General features: G+C 73.1%; 14 protein-coding genes. 5 read left to right on the forward strand and 9 right to left on the reverse strand.

Annotated elements, in window-relative coordinates:
* Positions 1 to 41: 41 nt before the first annotated feature.
* Positions 42 to 2,561 (forward strand): SpoIIE family protein phosphatase, encoded by a 2,520-nt coding sequence (locus ACIBM5_RS35390; protein ID WP_396010797.1) that lies wholly within the window; start codon positions 42 to 44, stop codon positions 2,559 to 2,561.
* 353 nt (positions 2,562 to 2,914) lie between these two features.
* Positions 2,915 to 3,289, forward strand: coding sequence for an RNA polymerase-binding protein RbpA (locus ACIBM5_RS35395; protein WP_391586117.1), 375 nt, complete (start codon positions 2,915 to 2,917; stop codon positions 3,287 to 3,289).
* A gap of 162 nt (positions 3,290 to 3,451) precedes the next feature.
* Here ACIBM5_RS35395 and ACIBM5_RS35400 read toward each other — a convergent pair whose 3' ends face one another.
* The 4 genes from ACIBM5_RS35400 to ACIBM5_RS35415 form a co-directional block, all read right to left on the reverse strand.
* On the reverse strand, positions 3,452 to 4,018 hold the full coding sequence (locus ACIBM5_RS35400) for an FxsA family protein (protein ID WP_391586118.1): 567 nt from the start codon (positions 4,016 to 4,018) through the stop codon (positions 3,452 to 3,454).
* A gap of 4 nt (positions 4,019 to 4,022) precedes the next feature.
* The gene (locus tag ACIBM5_RS35405; RefSeq protein WP_396010798.1) at positions 4,023 to 4,937 is read right to left on the reverse strand and encodes a polyprenol monophosphomannose synthase; all 915 of its coding nucleotides are present in this window, start codon (positions 4,935 to 4,937) and stop codon (positions 4,023 to 4,025) included.
* Positions 4,934 to 6,694, reverse strand: coding sequence for an apolipoprotein N-acyltransferase (gene lnt / locus ACIBM5_RS35410; protein WP_396010799.1), 1,761 nt, complete (start codon positions 6,692 to 6,694; stop codon positions 4,934 to 4,936). Before lnt ends, ACIBM5_RS35405 begins: the two co-directional genes overlap by 4 nt.
* Positions 6,695 to 7,481: 787 nt before the next feature.
* Complete coding sequence (locus tag ACIBM5_RS35415; RefSeq protein ID WP_391586121.1) at positions 7,482 to 8,969, reverse strand: PLP-dependent aminotransferase family protein; 1,488 nt, start codon at positions 8,967 to 8,969, stop codon at positions 7,482 to 7,484.
* Positions 8,970 to 9,137: 168 nt separating this feature from the next.
* On the opposite strand from ACIBM5_RS35415, the gene ACIBM5_RS35420 reads away from it, so the two are divergent.
* On the forward strand, positions 9,138 to 9,779 hold the full coding sequence (locus tag ACIBM5_RS35420) for a YitT family protein (protein WP_396010880.1): 642 nt from the start codon (positions 9,138 to 9,140) through the stop codon (positions 9,777 to 9,779).
* 40 nt (positions 9,780 to 9,819) lie between these two features.
* Here the strand turns inward: ACIBM5_RS35420 and ACIBM5_RS35425 are convergent, their stop codons facing one another.
* A complete protein-coding gene (locus tag ACIBM5_RS35425; protein ID WP_396010800.1) occupies positions 9,820 to 11,442 on the reverse strand; it encodes an amidohydrolase in 1,623 nt (540 codons plus the stop codon).
* 213 nt (positions 11,443 to 11,655) lie between these two features.
* Positions 11,656 to 12,096 carry an Lrp/AsnC family transcriptional regulator gene (locus ACIBM5_RS35430; protein WP_391586123.1) on the reverse strand — a complete coding sequence of 147 codons (441 nt, stop codon included), beginning with the start codon at positions 12,094 to 12,096 and terminating at the stop codon, positions 11,656 to 11,658.
* A gap of 72 nt (positions 12,097 to 12,168) precedes the next feature.
* Here ACIBM5_RS35430 and ACIBM5_RS35435 point away from each other — a divergent pair, with 72 nt between their 5' ends.
* A complete protein-coding gene (locus ACIBM5_RS35435; protein WP_391586124.1) occupies positions 12,169 to 13,104 on the forward strand; it encodes a tyrosine-type recombinase/integrase in 936 nt (311 codons plus the stop codon).
* 135 nt (positions 13,105 to 13,239) lie between these two features.
* Positions 13,240 to 13,617, forward strand: coding sequence for a hypothetical protein (locus tag ACIBM5_RS35440; protein WP_396010802.1), 378 nt, complete (start codon positions 13,240 to 13,242; stop codon positions 13,615 to 13,617).
* A gap of 129 nt (positions 13,618 to 13,746) precedes the next feature.
* Here the strand turns inward: ACIBM5_RS35440 and ACIBM5_RS35445 are convergent, their stop codons facing one another.
* From ACIBM5_RS35445 to ACIBM5_RS35455, 3 genes are all read right to left on the reverse strand, one after another.
* A complete protein-coding gene (locus tag ACIBM5_RS35445) occupies positions 13,747 to 14,283 on the reverse strand; it encodes a MarR family winged helix-turn-helix transcriptional regulator (RefSeq protein ID WP_396010803.1) in 537 nt (178 codons plus the stop codon).
* Between the two features lie 278 nt (positions 14,284 to 14,561).
* Positions 14,562 to 15,710: an acyl-CoA dehydrogenase family protein gene (locus ACIBM5_RS35450; RefSeq protein ID WP_396010804.1), complete on the reverse strand. Its 1,149-nt coding sequence runs from the start codon at positions 15,708 to 15,710 to the stop codon at positions 14,562 to 14,564.
* 277 nt (positions 15,711 to 15,987) lie between these two features.
* Positions 15,988 to 16,740 (reverse strand): M24 family metallopeptidase (locus tag ACIBM5_RS35455; RefSeq protein WP_396010806.1); only part of this gene is annotated, 753 nt, incomplete at its 5' end.

Genomic DNA, 16,740 nt, shown 5'->3' on the forward strand with positions numbered 1-16,740 from the left:
ATGATGGGGGCCCGCACCCCCACGGAGGACGTGGACGCCCAGTGTTCGACCTCGCCAACTTCACCGTCAGCGACATGGTCGTGTGCAGTTCCGAACTGCGCCAAGTCACCGCCGACTCGGCCACCACCGAGGACGCGGCCCGCGCGATCGTGCAGCACCTGCGCACCACCTTCCGCGACCCGCACACCGGGCAGCCCCAACTCGTCCTCGTCCGCCTGTTCCAGACCATGCCCTGGCGCAACCTCACCCCCGACCTGGAACAGCGCGCGCTGCGCCGGCAACCCGATCTGGCCCCGCACCCGGACCTGCGCTGCCTCACCCTGCTGGCCACCGTCGGCGACCTGCCCGAGTGGTGCGACCGCACCCGATCGCGGCACCACCAGGTCGTCGCCTTCCCGAGTGCGAACGCGGTCCGCCGGGCGCCGATGATCAGCGCCATGCTGGAGCAACTCGGGGTCACCGCCGAGGAGATCGTGGCCGGGCCGCTGCCCACCGACAACGAGTGGGACCGGCACGACATCCACCACATCCCGGATGCGCTCACCAGCGACGCCGTCCCGGACAAGGAGTTCATCCGGGCGAGCGGCATAAAATCCGTGGTCGGCTACGCCGGCAAGCTCCCCGACGGCGAACTGTTCACGGTGTTGATGTTCACCCGCGTACCCGTCCCGGCCCGGATCGCCGAGCTCTTCCGCACCGTCGCCGTGTCCACCCGGCTGGCCCTGCTCCCGCTCAACACCGCGCCGCTGTTCGCCGGCGGCCCCTCCCAGCACACTCCCACCACACACGTGGCCGCCGCGCGCCTGGACGCCCTCGAACAACTCCTGGCCGCCCACGAGGGCACCACCGCGCAACAGGCCCTGGTCGCCGAGGACGCCCGCGACCGGGTCCGCTCGCAGCAGGAACAACTCGCCTACAAGCAGCGCCGACTCGATCAGGAAACCCGGATCGTCGAGACCCTGTACCGGGTCGGCCAGAAGCTCACCCGCGAACTCAACCTCGAACGCCTGGTCCAGGCCGCCACCGACGCCGCCACCTCGGTGATCGCCGCCGAGCACGGCATCTTCCGCTACATCGACTACGACACCGGCGGCGTCGCGGACACCCGCTACGCCGTCACCAGCCCGGACCCCACCCTGATCGACCGGCTGCCCCGGCCCCGGCCCGCGCTCGCCGCGCGCAGCCGCCCGCAGACCACCACCGCGCCGCCGGTCACCGTGCGCCGCGGCGACCTCACCGAGGACCCCGCCGCCGGCCGACTGCTGCCCTATCGGATCAGCGCCGACGGCCAACCGCCCGTACGCAGCCTGCTGACCATCCCGGTGACCACCGCCACCGGCGAGGACCTGGGCGCATTCTCCTTCTGCCACACCCGGGCCGACGTGTTCACCGAACGCGACGAACAACTCGCCCTGGGCATCGCCGCGCAGGCCGCCACCGCGATCGAGAACGCCCGGCTCTTTCGCAGCGTGCGCGACACCGCCGTCGAACTCCAGCGCAGCCTGCTCCCGCAGGTTCCGCCCGACCTGGACGAACTCAACATCGCCTTCCGCTACCTGCCCGGCGCCAAGGGCCAACAGGTCGGCGGCGACTGGTTCGACGTGATCCCGCTGTCCGCCGGCCGGATCGCCCTGGTGGTCGGCGACGTGATGGGCCGAGGTCTACAGGCCGCCGCCGTGATGGGCCAACTGCGCGCCGCGGTACGGGCGTACGCGGTGATGGACCTGCCGCCCGGGCAGGTGATGCGGCACCTCAACCGGCTGGTCACCGGGCTCGGCAGCGAGGACCAGATCATCACCTGCGTCTACGCCGTCTACGATCCCGGCGACGCCACCGTGCACTGGTCCAACGCCGGCCATCTGCCGCCCGCCCTGATCGGCGCGGACGGCAAGGTCGAACTCCTGGAGGACGACCTCGGCGTGCCGCTCGGCCTGGACGGCACCACCTTCGACGACGCGGTGGTCGGCTTCGACACCGGCGACCAACTGCTCCTGTACACGGACGGCCTGGTCGAGTCGCACGACGCCTCGCTCACCGACCGGCTCCAGGAATTGACCGAGCACATCGACGGCACCACCGGCGGCGCCCACAACGTCGCCGATGTCGCCGACCTGCTCACCAAGACCATGCTCACCGGCCAGGAGCCGGACGACGTCGCGCTGCTGCTGGTGCGCGCCCGGCACAGCATCGAGCGGACCGCGGGCCTGGATCTGCCGCCGACGCCGCGCTCGGCCCGCGAGGCCCGCGACTTCGTCCGTGCCACGCTGGGCCGCTGGGATCTGACCGAGCACAGCGACACCACGTGCTCGGTGGTCACCGAACTCGTCTCCAACGCGGCCGAGCACGCCCGCACGCCGATGGAACTGCGACTGCGCCATCACCCCGGCCGGCTGATCGTCGAGGTGGTCGACCACGACGGAAGGCTGCCCAAGGAGATCGCCTCGCCCGGCCACGACGAGCGGCATCGGGGGTTGTGCATCGTGGCCGGGATGACCACCGATTGGGGCGTGCGTCCCACGGACACCGGAAAGATCGTCTGGGCGGAGATCCGTGATCGTTGACGCCCGGCTCGTCCCCGCCCGTCGGGCGCACCCGTCACACCCGCATCACCCACACCGGATCGCACGGCGCGACGCCGGGCCGATGGGCCGGTCCGACTTCGCTGTGCGTGGCGACGTACATACCGGGCAGGCGTACGTCGTCGATTCCCGGGCCGATCAGGCGAGTTTTATGTCACTTTCTCCCGGTGATGTAATGAATCATCCGTTTTCGGGTAGCTACCCACCGTCACGGACCCCGGCTCCTGCCCACCGACCCCTCGGTCGGGAATCTTCGGGGCCCGTCACGCGTTCTGCAAACGGACGAGACAGCAAGACCTGTCGATGTGGGTAGATCAAGCCAGGAGGCACGATTCATGAGTGAGCGAGCTCTCCGCGGCACACGCCTTGGCGCCACCAGCTACGAGACCGATCGCGGTATCGATCTGGCGCCGCGTCGCACCGTGGAATACGACTGCCCCAGGGGGCACCGCTTCGAGATGCCGTTCTCCGTCGAGGCGGAGATCCCCTCGACGTGGGAGTGCCGCAGCTGCGGTGCCGTCGCGCAGTTGGTGGACGGCACGCCGCCGGAGGAAAAGAAGAACAAGGCCACGCGCACACACTGGGACATGCTCATGGAGCGGCGTACCCGGGAAGAGCTGGAAGAGGTGCTCGCCGAGCGTCTCGCCGTACTGCGGTCGGGTGGGATCAACCTCCACCACGATCCGCGCAACAACCGCAAGAGCGCCTGAGCGAGCACCGCGCGAGCCCGCTCCGGGCACGTGCGGATCCCGTCGACAGGTGGCACCGACGCCCGGGGCGCCGACGATCTCACGATCGTGGCGCCCCGGGCGTCGTGCTGTGTCCGGTCGTGCCGTGGCGTCGCGTCCCGCCGGGCCGCTCGGGCACCGCCCTCAGGGCAGTTCGCGCGGCGGCTGCCGCGGCGGGTCGTCGTCGCGGTGCACGTCCTGCGGGTCGATCACCTCGCCGCGCACGATCTTGCCGTCCGGGCGGTGGATCCGCGCCTCCTGCACCACGCCGGAGAACCGCGGGCTGCTCGCCACCTTCGCGGCCACCACGGTGCCGATCAGTCGCCGGATCAGCGGCCGGGTGAACGGCAGCACGCACAGCAGGCCCAGCACGTCGGTGATGAACCCGGGGATGATCAGCAGGATGCCGCCCAGGATCACCACGCCCGCGTCGGCGGCGGCCTTGGTCGCCTCCTTGCCCTGGGCCGCGAGCACGGTCGGGTCGCTCTGGCCCTCGCGCTGCGCCTGTTCGCCGAGCGCCCGCAGCCGGGTCAACACCCGGCGGCCCTCGTAGCGGATCACCAGCGAGCCCAGCGCGACGCCGGCCAGGATCAGCAGGAAGGTCCGACCCGCCCCGATGGCGCCGCCGACCCGACTGATCACGTAGATCTCGGCCAGTGGCAGTGCGACGATCGGCAGGAGCATGGCCGCTCGGCGCAGCGGGGTACTCACGTGATCACGTCCTCGGCGGGGTGGTACCGGTGGCGCCGGCGGATCCGGTGGAGCCGGTGCCCGGGGCGCCCTCGCCCTCGGTGCTCCGGGCGGCGCCCGGGTCGCCGGGGCCGCTCGTACCGCCGGGGCGTCCGGGGTGGGCGGCGGCGGTCTCGGGGGCGCTCTCGTTCGGGTACTTGCCGACCCGGCGGCCGACGCCCCATGCGGTGACCCGCCACAGCGCCTCGGCGACGATCGAGTTGCTCATCTTGCTGTTGCCGCGCTCGCGTTCGATGAAGGTGATCGGCACCTCCAGGACGCGGTAGCCCTTGCGGATCGCGCGCCAGGCCAGGTCCACCTGGAAGCAGTAGCCCTGCGAGGCGACCTCGTCCAGGCCGATGCCGAGCAGGGTGTCCTTGCGGAAGGCCCGGAAGCCGCCGGTGACGTCGTGGATGTCGACGCCGAGCATCAGCCGCGAGTAGGTGCTGCCGCCCCGGGAGATGAGCTTGCGGTGTCCGGGCCAGTTGACCGCGCCGCCGCCGGGGACCCAGCGCGAGCCCAGCACCAGGTCCGCGTCGCGCACCGCTTCGAGCAGGCGCGGCAGTTGCTCGGGCTGGTGCGAGCCGTCGGCGTCCATCTCCACCAGGATGTCGTAGCCGCGGTCGATGCCCCAGCGGAAGCCCGCGATGTAGGCGGCGCCCAGGCCCTCCTTGCCGGCCCGGTGCATGACCTGGATGTGCGGGTCGTGCTCGGCGAGCGTGTCGGCGATGTCGCCGGTGCCGTCGGGGCTGTTGTCGTCGGCGATCAGCACGTCGACGTCCGGCACGGCTGCGCGCAGGCGGGCGACGATCGGCTCGATGTTCTCCGATTCGTTGTAGGTGGGGATGATGACGAGCACCTTGCCGAGATCGGCGAAGCTGGTCTGCTCGCTGTCGGTCACATCATCTCCTTGATGGCGTTGGCGTCGGCGCGGGTGTCGACGCCGGCGTCGGCGGGGGTCGGCGGGATGCCGGGGGTGGTGATCCAGGGCTTGCGCCGACGGCGGAGGATGCCGTACGCGCAGGCGAGGAGACCGACGATAGCCAGGATCCACTCGGGAGCCGAACCGAGTCGCGTGGCGAGCGTGCGGTCGTCGCGCAGTGGTACGTCCATGACCAGGGTGTCGGCGGTGAATTCGCGGGTGCGTTCGACCACTTTTCCGTCCGGCATGACGATCGCGCTGATGCCGGAGGTGGCCGCGATCAGCACCGCGCGGCCGTGCTCGATCGCGCGCAGCCTGGACATCGCGAGTTGTTGCTCGGGTTGTCCGGTGCGCCCGTAGGTGGCGTTGTTGGTCTGCACGACCAGCACTCGACCGCCGTGGGTGACCGCCTCGCGGGTGACGTTGTCGTAGGCGATCTCGAAGCAGATCACGTCGCCGATCCGGGCCGGGCCCAGCTGCATGACGCCGACGGTCTTGCCGGGGTAGAAGTCGCGCGGGACACGTTCGAGCCGGCTGATGAACTTGGTGAGCAGTTCGCGCATCGGGATGTATTCGCCGAACGGCACCGGGTGGCGCTTGGTGTAGGAGGCGCCGGGGCCGGTGACCGGGTCCCACACGATGCCCTGGTTCTGGATGTGCGTGGCGTCGGGGCCGGCGACCAGGACGCCGGTGAGCACGGGGACGCCGATGTCCTTGACCGCGCCGTCGATGAGCGCGTACGCGTCGCGTTCCTCGAACGGGTTCAGGTCCGAGGAGTTCTCCGGCCAGATCACCAGTTCGGGCTTCTCGACCTTGCCGGCCCGCACGTCGGCGGCCAGCTTGTGGGTCTGTCGCACGTGGTTGTCCAGGACCGCGCGGCGTTGGCCGAGGAAGTCCAGGCCGGTGCGCGGGACGTTGCCCTGGACGACCGCGATGGTCGCGGTGTCGGGGCCGGCGGCGTGGCCTCCGGTGGGTATGGGGACCGCGTAGGCGCTCGCGGGGACGGCGATCGCCAGGCCGATGGCGCCCAGAGCCAGCGGAACGGCGCTGCGCGGCGTACGGACGCCCTCCGGGGTCTCGGCGGCCGATTCGCCGTCCCGACCCGCGTAGAGCCCGTACAGCCGCAGCGCGGCCCACCCGAGCAGCGCGCCGGTGAGCGCGACGGCGAAGGTCACCCCGGGGGCGCCGGCGAGGGCGGCGATCGGGGTGAACGGTGTCGCGGTATTGGCGAACGCCAGTCGGCCCCACGGGAAGCCGCCGAACGGGACGCGGTCGCGCACCAGTTCCTCGGCGACCCACAGGCACGCGGTCCACAGCGGCCACAGCCGCAGTTTGCCGATCAGGGTGAGCGCGGCGGCCAGGGCGGCGATGTACAGCGCCTGCACCACCGACAGCACGATCCACGCGTCCGGTCCCACCACGCGCAGCCACTTGAGCAACCACAGCATGAACGGCAGGCCGAACAGCAGGCCGTAGCCGAAGCCGGTGCGGGTGCGCTGCCCGTGCACCGCGATGCCGAGCGCGGTGACCGCGAGGATGCTCAGCGGCCAGATGTCGTAGGGCGGGAACGCGAGCGCGAGCAACAGGCCGGCGACCAGTGCGGTGACCGGGCGGGCGGGGCGCCGGTAGATGCTCACGGCGGTGGCGCGGGTGCGGCGCAGACGCTGCTTGCGAGCGGGGGCCGGCGCCGTGGGCGAGACGCCCTCGGGCACTGTGGTGCTGTCGAGCTGCGGCACCGTGGGGCCCCCTCGCTGGGTCGTTGCGGATCGCTGCTGCCGCGCGCGGCACGGAGTTGCGCCGGTCGGGTGATGCAGTGACGTTACAACGTTCGAGGTGGGCGTTCGGTTTCGGCTCGTGCTCGGCGGTGGGCTGGTGACGGCGGGAGCTCGGTCGCCCTTCGGGCCGGCCCCGGACCGGCTGGCTGTCGGTCGCGGTGGTCGTTGTCTACTGGGCGACCGGGCTCTGCCGCGGTCTCACCTTCCGGCACGGGGTGTGCTCGCGTCCGGCGGGGCGGCTGCACGGGTGCCGCTCTGCCGTTCGTGGCCGCGTGGGGCGGCCTCCCGGCGCGTGTCATGCCGGTTCCGGACCTGGCGCCCGGTGGCTGTGCCACCTGTGGCCCGGAGGCGTGCGCGTGCTCGGGGAGGGTGTTCTCCTGCCGGTCGTCCTGCGGTGGACCGGGTCGAACGTACTGGGCGATGCAGGCGCGGTGTCAACATCGCACTGACCTGCACGTATACGGTATCGGTGCAGGTCAGCGGCCGGGTGGTGCGGCAGTGGTGTGGGTGGTGTACGCCCGCCGGGTGGCGCAATCGTTCCCCTAATGGGTCTCGACGAGGCTTCCGTACCCCTTCGTCGGATCGCTCGCGGGGCGATCGGGCCCGGATCGGGGCGGCGGCGGCGATGTCGGCGTGTCGCGCGCGTTGCGGGCTCCCATGGTGTTGTACACGGCTCGGGGCCCCCGCGCGAACGTGGACCCGGTGCGCGTTCACCCACACGGCGGTCGGGTCGGTGCCGGCGGTCGGTTCAGGCCACTACCGCCGCCGCCGAGAATCCCGTGTAGGCGCCGGGCCGGCTGCGTTCGGTCTCGCCCACGGCGGTCGCCAACCGGCGGATCGCCTCGGTCAGCGTCGCCGGATCGTGCGCGTAGGGCAGTCGCACGTGGTGCTCGAAGGTGCCGTCGGTACCGAAGTGGGTGCCCGCCGCGATGCGTACGCCGTGCCGGGCCGCGGCCTCGGCCAGGGTCAGGCTGGAGGTGCCGTCGGTGCGCACCCACAACGACAGGCCGCCGACCGGCATCGCGAACGTCCAGTCGGGCAGCCGGTCGGCGAGGGCTTCGGCGAGCGCGCCCCGGGCGGCGCGCAGCGCCGGCAGGCGGCTCTCCAGGATCGCGTCCTCGTGGTCGGTGATCAGGTGGTGGGTGACGAGTTGGTCCAGCACGGGCGCGCCGACGTCGAAGGACGCGCGGGTGGCGGCGATCCGGCGGACCAGGTCCGGGGTGGCCCGGATCCAGCCGATCCGCAGGCCGCCCCAGAAGGTCTTCGAGGTGGATCCGATGGTGACCACGTTGTTCGTCCGGTCGAAGCCGGCCATCGGCAGCGGCCGGTCCGCCGGGGCGACGTCCAGGGCCAGGTCGAAGCACGTCTCGTCGACGATCAGCGTGGTCCCGGTGTTGCGGGCCAGGTCCACCAGGGTGCGGCGGATGCCGGCGTCCGCGAGGTGGCCGGTCGGGTTCTGGTAGTCCGGGATCAGGTAGGCCAGCCGAGGTGCGGCCGTGCGCAGCGTGTCGCGCCAGGTCTCCACGTCCCAGCCGGTGTCCGTCATCGGCACCGGCACGAGTCGGTTCCCGGCCTGCCGGATGGCGTCCAGCACGTTGGCGTAGGTGGGCGATTCCACCGCGACCCGGTCGCCGGGGCCGGCCAGGGTGCGCAGCACCAGGGTGACCGCGGCCAGTGCGCCGGGGGTGACCAGGATCTGGTCCGGGGTGGTGGGCACGCCGCGGCGGGTGTAGCGCTGGGCCAGCGTGTCGCGCAGGACCGGCAGGCCACCGGGCAGGTAGCCGTGGCCGGTGGTGTAGGTGGGCAGCGAGTCGGTGGCGTCGGCGACCGCCTGGTGCAACGCGCGGCCGGGGCCGGGCAGGGCCGCGACGCCGAGGTCGATCACGCCGGTGGTGGTGCTCGGGCTCAGCCCTCGGGTGGGGATCTCGGTGTGCGTGCCGGGCAGGGTGGTCCAGCTGCCGGAGCCGCGCCGGCTGGTCAGGTAGCCGTCGGTGCGCAGGAGTTCGTAGGCGGCGGCGACCGTGGTGCGGCTGATGCCCAGCCGGTCGGCGAGGCCGCGTTCGGCGGGCAGACGCGCGGTCAGCGGGATCCGACCGTCCAGGAGCAGGGCACGGATGCGATCGGCGAGCGTGCGGTATGCCGGGCCGGTGCGCGCCGCGGACTGGGTCGTGGTGGTCCAGGGGTGCAGGAGGTCGGCGAGGCGGGTGCTGCTGACGGTCAGGTGAGGCGCGCTCATCAGTCCACTCCTGTCGAATTGGCTATGGATTCGTGGTCCGGTGTCGGTGATTGTTTCACCGTTGGCTCTTTATTGGCAGTCAGGTGACGAACGAGGTGCACGGTGGCTTGGTCGTGGGTCCGGCGATTGATCCAGTTGTATGCGGGACTCACGCTGTACGGGTTCAGCATGGCGTTGATGATCCGGGCCGGGTTGGGCCTGGACCCGTGGGACGTGTTCCATCAGGGGCTCGCGGAGCGCACCGGGTGGAGCTTCGGCGTGGTGACGATCGTGGTGGGCGCCGCGGTGCTGCTGCTGTGGTGGCCGATGCGCCAGCGCCCGGGGCTGGGCACGGTGAGCAACGTGTTCGTGATCGGCATCGCCGTGGACGCCACGCTGCGGTGGTTGCCCGCGCCGGACGCATTGGTCTGGCAATTGGCCTTCCTGGTCTCCGGGGTGGTGCTGAACGCGGTGGCCGGCGGCGCGTACATCGGTGCGCGCCTGGGCCCGGGGCCGCGGGACGGCCTGATGACCGGGTTGGTGCGGATCACCGGGCGTTCGGTGCGGCTGATCCGTACCGGCATCGAGGTGACCGTACTGCTGGTGGGCTTCGTCCTGGGCGGGTCGCTCGGGTTGGGCACCGTGGTGTACGCGCTGGCCATCGGGCCGCTCGTGCAGGTGTTCCTGCCGCTGTTGACCGTTCCCGAGCCGCGCCGGGTGCGGCCGGACGCGGCCGGCGAGCCGGCGCCGGGTGCCCCGGTGGCCACGGCCGCACCCGTCGTCCCGGTCGCGGAGCAGCCCGGGACGACGGCTCCGGCGCCGGCCGGTTAGGGCGGCGCCGGACGCCGGCGAGTACCGGCCGCCGGCTCGGTCAGGCCTGGTCGAGGGCGCCCTCGACCGCGTACACCGTGGCGCCCCGCACCGCGGTGCGCAGGCAGCGCGGCAGCGGCAGGTCGGGGGCCAGGTCGGGCAGCCCGGGGGTGCCCGAGCGCGGGTCGGTGGACCAGCCGGAGAGCCTGCTGTCCGGGGCCTGGACGACCAGCTCGGTGGTGTCCCACACCGCGTAGGTGGCCGGTGCGCCGGGCACCAGCACGCCGGCGTCGTCGCGACCGACCGCGCGGTGGCCGCCCCGGGTGTGCGCGGCGAACGCGGCGCGCACGCTGATGCGTTGCTCCGGCGTGCGGTGGAAGGCGGCCGCCCGCACGGTGCCCCACGGGTCGAGCGGGGTGACCGGCGCGTCCGAACCGAACGCGAGCGGTACGCCGGCGGCGCTGAGCGCGGCCAACGGGTTCATCAGCGCGGCGCGTTCGGCGCCCAGGCGGCGGGCGTACATGCCGTCCGGGCCGCCCCACGCGGCGTCGAAGGCGGGTTGCACCGAGGCGGTCAGACCCAGTTCGGCGAATGCCGCGACGGCCTCGGCGTCGAGCAGTTCGGCATGTTCGACCCGGTGCCGCAGCGCCCGGAAGGCCGCGCCGTGCGGGCCCTGGATCAGCGCGCGGGCGGCGGCGGTGATGCTGCCGATCGCGGCGTCCCCGATGGCGTGGAAGCCGGCCTGGATGCCGGCCCGGGTGCACGCGGCGAGGTGGGCGGCGACCTGCTCGGCGGCGAGGTGGGTCAGGCCGGTACCGGCGGCGGAGTCGTCGGAGTAGGGCGCGTGCAGGCACGCGGTGTGCGAGCCGAGCGAGCCGTCGATGAACAGGTCGCCGCCGAGTCCGTGCGCGCCCAGATCGCCGCGCAGCGCTCGGGCCTGCTCGGGGTCCTCGGCGAGCGCGCCCCAGTAGCCGACCACGTCCGGACCCGCCTCGTCCCGGGCCAGCGCCAGCAGGGCCCGGAAGTCGGCCTCGCCGGCGATCTCCGGCCCGCCGCACTCGTGCACCGTGCCGATGCCCAGGGCCGCCGCCCGGGCCCGGGCGACCCGCTGCGCGGCGATCCGGTCGGCCGCGGTCAACGCGGCGTTGGCGGCGGCCCGCGCCGCGTGGTGCACGCTGCCGGCCAGGGGCGCGTCGCCGTGCTCGCCCGGGACCAGGGCGAGCAACGCGGGCGAGCACGCGGCGGAGTGCACGTCGGTGCGGGAGAGGTAGACGGTGGCGCCGCCGGTGGCCCGGTCCAACTCGGCGGGGGTCGGCGGGCGTCCCTCGGGCCAGGTGGTGTCGTCCCAGCCGTGGCCGAGCAGCACGTGGCCCGCTCCGTACAGGCCGCGTCGTTTGGCGTGGTCCTCCAGCGCGGAGAGCGCGTACGCCAGCGACGGCGCGCCGGTCAGGTCGAGCCCGGTCAGGGCGAGGCCGGTCGCGGTGGCGTGCACGTGCGCGTCCACGAACGCGGGCGTCACCAGCGCGCCCGCGAGGTCGAGCACCGCGTCGACGGCGTCGACGTGGGCCGCGGCGGCCCCCTCCGCGCCGATCCAGGCGATGGTGTCGTTCTCGACGACCATGGCGGTCGCGAAGGGATCGGCCGGACTGTGCACGGCGCCGTTGCGCAGGAGGAGCGTGGTCATGACCACCAGTGTGGCCCGCCCGGGCCGAACCCCCGGCCGGAGGTCACCCCTTCGGGGGTGTGACACGCGCCGCGTCCACCCCGGGGTCGGTCTTCGATCCCGCGTCGCGGTGCTCGGCATGGGATCGAGGGCAGGGCCCGGGGGACGCGGCGCGGGGCAGCTCTGTACCACCGACGTCGCCCGGCGCGGCGACGGCGTGATGCGGGCCCGGGATCAGAACCGGGGCGCGCGCGCCTCGTACGGGGTGGACAGCACCACCGTCGTCCGAGTGGACACGCCCGCCTGGAGCCGGATGCGGGCCAGCAGGGTTTCCAGGTCCCCCGGGGTTCGGACGCGGACCTTGAGGATGTAGCTCTCGTCCCCGGCCACGCTGTGACACGCCTCCAGTTCCTCGAGGTTCGCCAGTCGCTCCGGGGCGTCGTCGGGCGCACTGGGGTCGATGGGTTTGACCGAGATGAACGCGGTCAGCGGCAGGCCGATGGCCTCGGTGTCGACCACGGCGGCGTAGCCGCGGATGATGCCGCGTTGTTCGAGTCGGCGCACGCGCTGGTGTGCGGCCGAGGTGGACAGGCCGGTGGCCTTGCCCAGGTCGGTGTAGCTCATCCGCCCGTCTTGCAGGAGCAGTTTGACGATCTGTCGGTCGAGGTCCTCCACACGACGAACCTAGGGCATCGGGGCGGGGTGTGGCGTCCGGGCCGCGTCGGAGGCCGTCGTTACAGTGCCCCCATGGCCGCCCAGGACCGTGCCCCAGCGCTCGATCAGCTCGACCGTGCCCTGCTCCGGGTGACCGCGCGGGCCGACACCTCCGCCGCGCGAGCCCGGCAACTGCGGTGGGTGGTGGGTGAGTTGCGCCGCGCGATGGTGCAGGAGGGGTTCCCGGTCGAGGCCCGCGCCTCGCTCGCCGCGCTGTTGTCGGCCGACCCAATGCGGTGCTATCTGGACCTCGCGCAGAGCGGTCGGCTGCGCACCCGTGCGGTGGCGGGAGCCGGCATCTCCACGACGGCGAGCATGCGGGTGCGGATGGACTGCCTGGAGATCCTGGCCCGGGCGGGGTCGGTGCCGGCCGTGCTTCCCGAGCGACCGGCGATCCCCGAGCTCAAACCGCCGGTGGGCGCCCGGCAACGATCGTTGTTGCTGGACTGGCTGGCCGCACACGCCGACCGCAGCGGCGCGGATCCGGGCCGGATCCGGCTGTTCGCGCTGATCGGGGTGGTGCTGGACACCGGCGCGCGGGTGGGCGAGTTGTGTGCCCTGCGGCTGAGCGACCTGGCGCCGGACGAGCGCACGGTGCGGATCGTGCGGCGCCCACAGGCGCGCACGGTCAACCCGGCCGTCGTCGAAGTGCTGCCGCTGTCCGGTCCCACCCGGGCCGCGCTGGGCCGCTGGTTGGACGTACGCGAGGAACTGGTGCGCCACGTGCAGGGACCGGTGGCCGCCGTGTGGGTGTCGGTCCGGGGCAACCACTCCGGGGTGCCGGATCGGGACGGCAACTCCCGGCGCCGGCCCGCCGGGATGCCACTGATGCCGCGCGGACTCGCCCGCGCGTACACGCGCACGGTGGTCGGGTTGAACGTGGACATGGCCGGGCGACCGGGCTGGGAACCGGTTCCGTACCGACTGGAGCAGCTGCGCCGGGCGGTGGAGGCCGCACCGCAGGAGTAGAACGCCGGGAGGATTGGGGACGATTCCCGCATCGTGCCGATTGGCCCCGGACGGGTACTGCAACGTTCCGGTCGGGCGCACTATCGTCGGCGGAGCGCGCCGTCACCACGGCGCTGTGGCGACAGGGGGAGCCCCATGAGTATCGCCGTAGACGCGCCCGCGGGCACTCGACCGCGGGTGCTTGTCGAGGACTTCGACGACGCGTTCGAACTCGACCTGGATGCGGAGCCTGCCGGCGGCGCCGGTGTACGACGGGCGTGCCCGCAGTGCGGCGTGGTGCTGGTCGCGGCCGACGCCGACGACGGGTCGGTGGTGCCGGACCACGCGGTGTGCCCCAGTGCACAGGACCCGTTCGGGATCCGCGCCTGCCCGGGATCGGGCACGGCGTTCGGGGACCCGGTCCATCGAGCCGCCGACCCGACTTCACCTGCGCCCGCGCCCGCGCGGCCTCCGGTCACGGTGCTGCCCGCGGGCCTGGACTGGCGGGCCCAGCCCTTCTCGCACACCGCGTGAGCCGCCGAACCCGCCCACCCCGCACGCCACTTCACCCGGACTGCCGGCAGGCCCACCTGCCGCCGGCGCCGCTCGGGTAGCGGGAAGTGCCGGGTCGGCGCGGAGCGGGTCCGTGCCCGGCCGCGCGGCTCAGTCGGGCTCGCGCACCGCCGCGTGCCGGTCGGATCCGTCCCGCGTCGCCCCGCCCCGCACGGTCCCGTTCTCGTAGGCGCCCATCGTCCGCACGAACATCGCCCGCTGTTCCGGCGATAGCGGGTCGAAGGCTCGGCGCCAGGCGTCGGCGCCGTTGGCGAGCCAGTTCTCGATCGCCGTCCGGGTCTGCGGGTCCTCGGTGATCGCCACGATCGACCGACGCCGGTCGGCGGGATCGGTGTGCCGTTCCAGGACGCCCTGCCGACCCAGGTCGCCGACCATCAGGCTGACCGTGGTCGGTGCCACCTCCAGCCGCGCGGCCAGTTGATTGACCGACATCGGGCCGTCGAAGAGCAGGTAGGCCAGCAGCGACAGGTGCCGCGGGGCCAGGTTCATCGAGCGCAACCGCTCGGGGATCCGGGTGCGCTTGAGCCGGGCGGCCACCCTCGGCATCAGCAGCAACATCGCCCGGATCGCCTCGTCCGTACTCAGGCCGTCCTCGGCGTCGGCCGTCGAGGCGCGCTCCGTCGTCATGCCCGCCGCCTCCTCGTGCTCGACCCGTTCGGCTTCGAGTGTGAAGCGCGAATCCCCGAATCCATGAATCGCCGAATCCCGCCACCGTACCCGACCCCGTCACGCGCCCCCGAAAGGCGCAAACGCCGTGCCCGCGGCCGCTCCCCACCGACCGGCCGCTCCCGACACCGCGCCGGCGCGCACCGCGCTGCTCCTGCCCGGCGGTCGCCGCACCTTCGCGTCCGCCGCCGACTCGCCCGAGGCGGCCCGTTCGGCCGCAGCGAACCACCGACCCGCGCTCACCCGTGCAGCAGCAAGTCCCGGGCGATGACCATGCGCTGGATCTGGTTGGTGCCCTCGACGATCTGCAGGCACTTGGCCTCGCGCAGGTAGCGCTCCGCAGGGAAGTCGGTGGTGTAGCCGTAGCCGCCGAGGATCTGCACCGCGTCGATGGTCACCCGCATCACGGCGTCCGTGCAGAACAGCTTGGCCATCGCCGCCTGGCGGCCGAACGGCAGTCCCGCGTCCCGCAGTCGGGCCGCGGACAGGTAGAGCGCGCGACCCGCCTCGATCGCGGTGGCCATGTCGGCGAGCATGAAGCGGATGCCCTGCTTGTCGGCGATCGGACCGCCGAACTGCGAGCGGTTCTTGGCGTAGTCGCTCGCCAGGTCCAACGCGGCCTGGGCCACGCCGGTGGCGCACGCGGCGATGCCCAGCCGGCCGCAGTCGAGCGCGGCGAGCGCGATCGGGAAGCCCTGGCCCTCGGCGCCGATCCGGCGCTCCGCCGGGACCCGGGCGCCGTCCAGGTGGATCTGCGCGGTGGGCGAGGAGCGCATGCCCATCTTGTGTTCGGGCGCGGCGGCCGACAGGCCCGGTGTCCCGGCGTCGACCAGGAACGCGCTGATCCCGCGCGAACCCTCGGGCGAGGTGCGCGCCAGCACGGTGTAGAAGTCGGCCACGCCGCCGTGCGTGATCCACGCCTTGGTCCCGGTGAGCACGTACTCGTCGGCGGCGGCCACCGCCTTGGTGCTCAGTGCCGCCGCGTCCGAGCCCGAGTGCGGCTCGGACAGGCAGTACGCGCCGAGCAGGTCGCCGGACAACATGGTGGGCAGGTGCGCGGCCCGCTGCTCCGACGTGCCGAACGTGGCGAGCGGGTGGCACGCCAGCGTGTGTACCGACACCCCGAGGCCGACCGCCAGCCACCCGGCGGCCAGTTCCTCGAGCACTTGCAGGTAGACCTCGTACGGCTGCTCGCCGCCGCCGTATTCCTCGGCGTACGGCAGCGACAACAGTCCGGCGGCGCCGAGGGTCTCGAACACCTCCCGCGGGAAGCGCCCGGCGGCCTCGTCGGCGGCGGCCCGGGGCACGATCTCGCGAGCGGTGATCTCCCGGGTGAGGTCGAGCAGGGCGCGGGCCTCATCGGTGGGCAGCGTGCGCGTGACGGGCATGAGGGACGTCCTTCCGTGCGGTCCGGAGGTGGCCGGATCCGGCGGAGACCGGCGGCGGACCGGGTGGGGTTCGCCCCCCGGTCGTTGCGCACGATCGTACGGCGACCCGCCCGTGCCCGCCCGGCACGACGCGGCCTCGACGACCCGCGTCGAGCCCCCACCCGCGTGGCGGCGGCCGGCCCCCTCCCGGCCCCTCCCGGTCCGCGAACGCCGGGCCGATCACGGCACATCCGGAGTTCGTGGCCGGCGGGGTCCGGGCCGACCGGCTCGAACGGGGCTACAGCACGACCAACCCGTGCGGACGCAGGTTCATCGGGTCGCCGCCATCCTCCCCGCAGACCACGATGTCCTCGATCCGCGCGCCGTGCGTGCCGGGGATGTAGATGCCCGGCTCGATGGAGAACGCCATGCCCGGCTCCAGGGGCAGCCTGTTGCCCGCGACGATGTACGGCTCCTCGTGGCTCTCCAGGCCGATGCCGTGGCCGGTGCGGTGGATGAAGTACTCGCCGTAGCCCGCCTCGGTGATGATGTCGCGGCCGACCGCGTCCAGTGCCTCGCAGGTCAACCCCGGTCGTACCGCGGCGAGTTGGGCGGCCTGGGCGCGCTCCAGCACGTCGTAGTAGCGGCGGAACTCGGCGGGCGGCTCGCCGATGCCGTAGGTGCGGGTCTCGTCCGAGCAGTAGCCGTCGGCGGTGGTGCCGCCGATGTCGACCACGACCACGTCGCCGGTCTCGATCACCCGGTCGGACAGGTCGTGGTGCGGGCTCGCGGCGTTCGGGCCGGAGCCGACGATCACGAAGTCCACTCGCACGTGGCCCTCGGCGATGATCGCGTCGGCGATGTCCGCGCCCACCTCGCGCTCGGTACGACCGGCCCGGAGCCACTCGCCCACCCGCGCGTGCACCCGGTCGAGGGGGGGGGGGGGCCCGCGCCCCCCGGCCCCCACGGCGGCGGGCGTGCGCCACCGCCACTCCCGCAACACCGCCCCGGCGAGCGACTGGTAGGCGGCGGGCAGGGCGGCGCGGGACGC

Source organism: Embleya sp. NPDC050493 (genome assembly GCF_044458105.1).
Classification (GTDB): Bacteria; Actinomycetota; Actinomycetes; order Streptomycetales; family Streptomycetaceae; genus Embleya.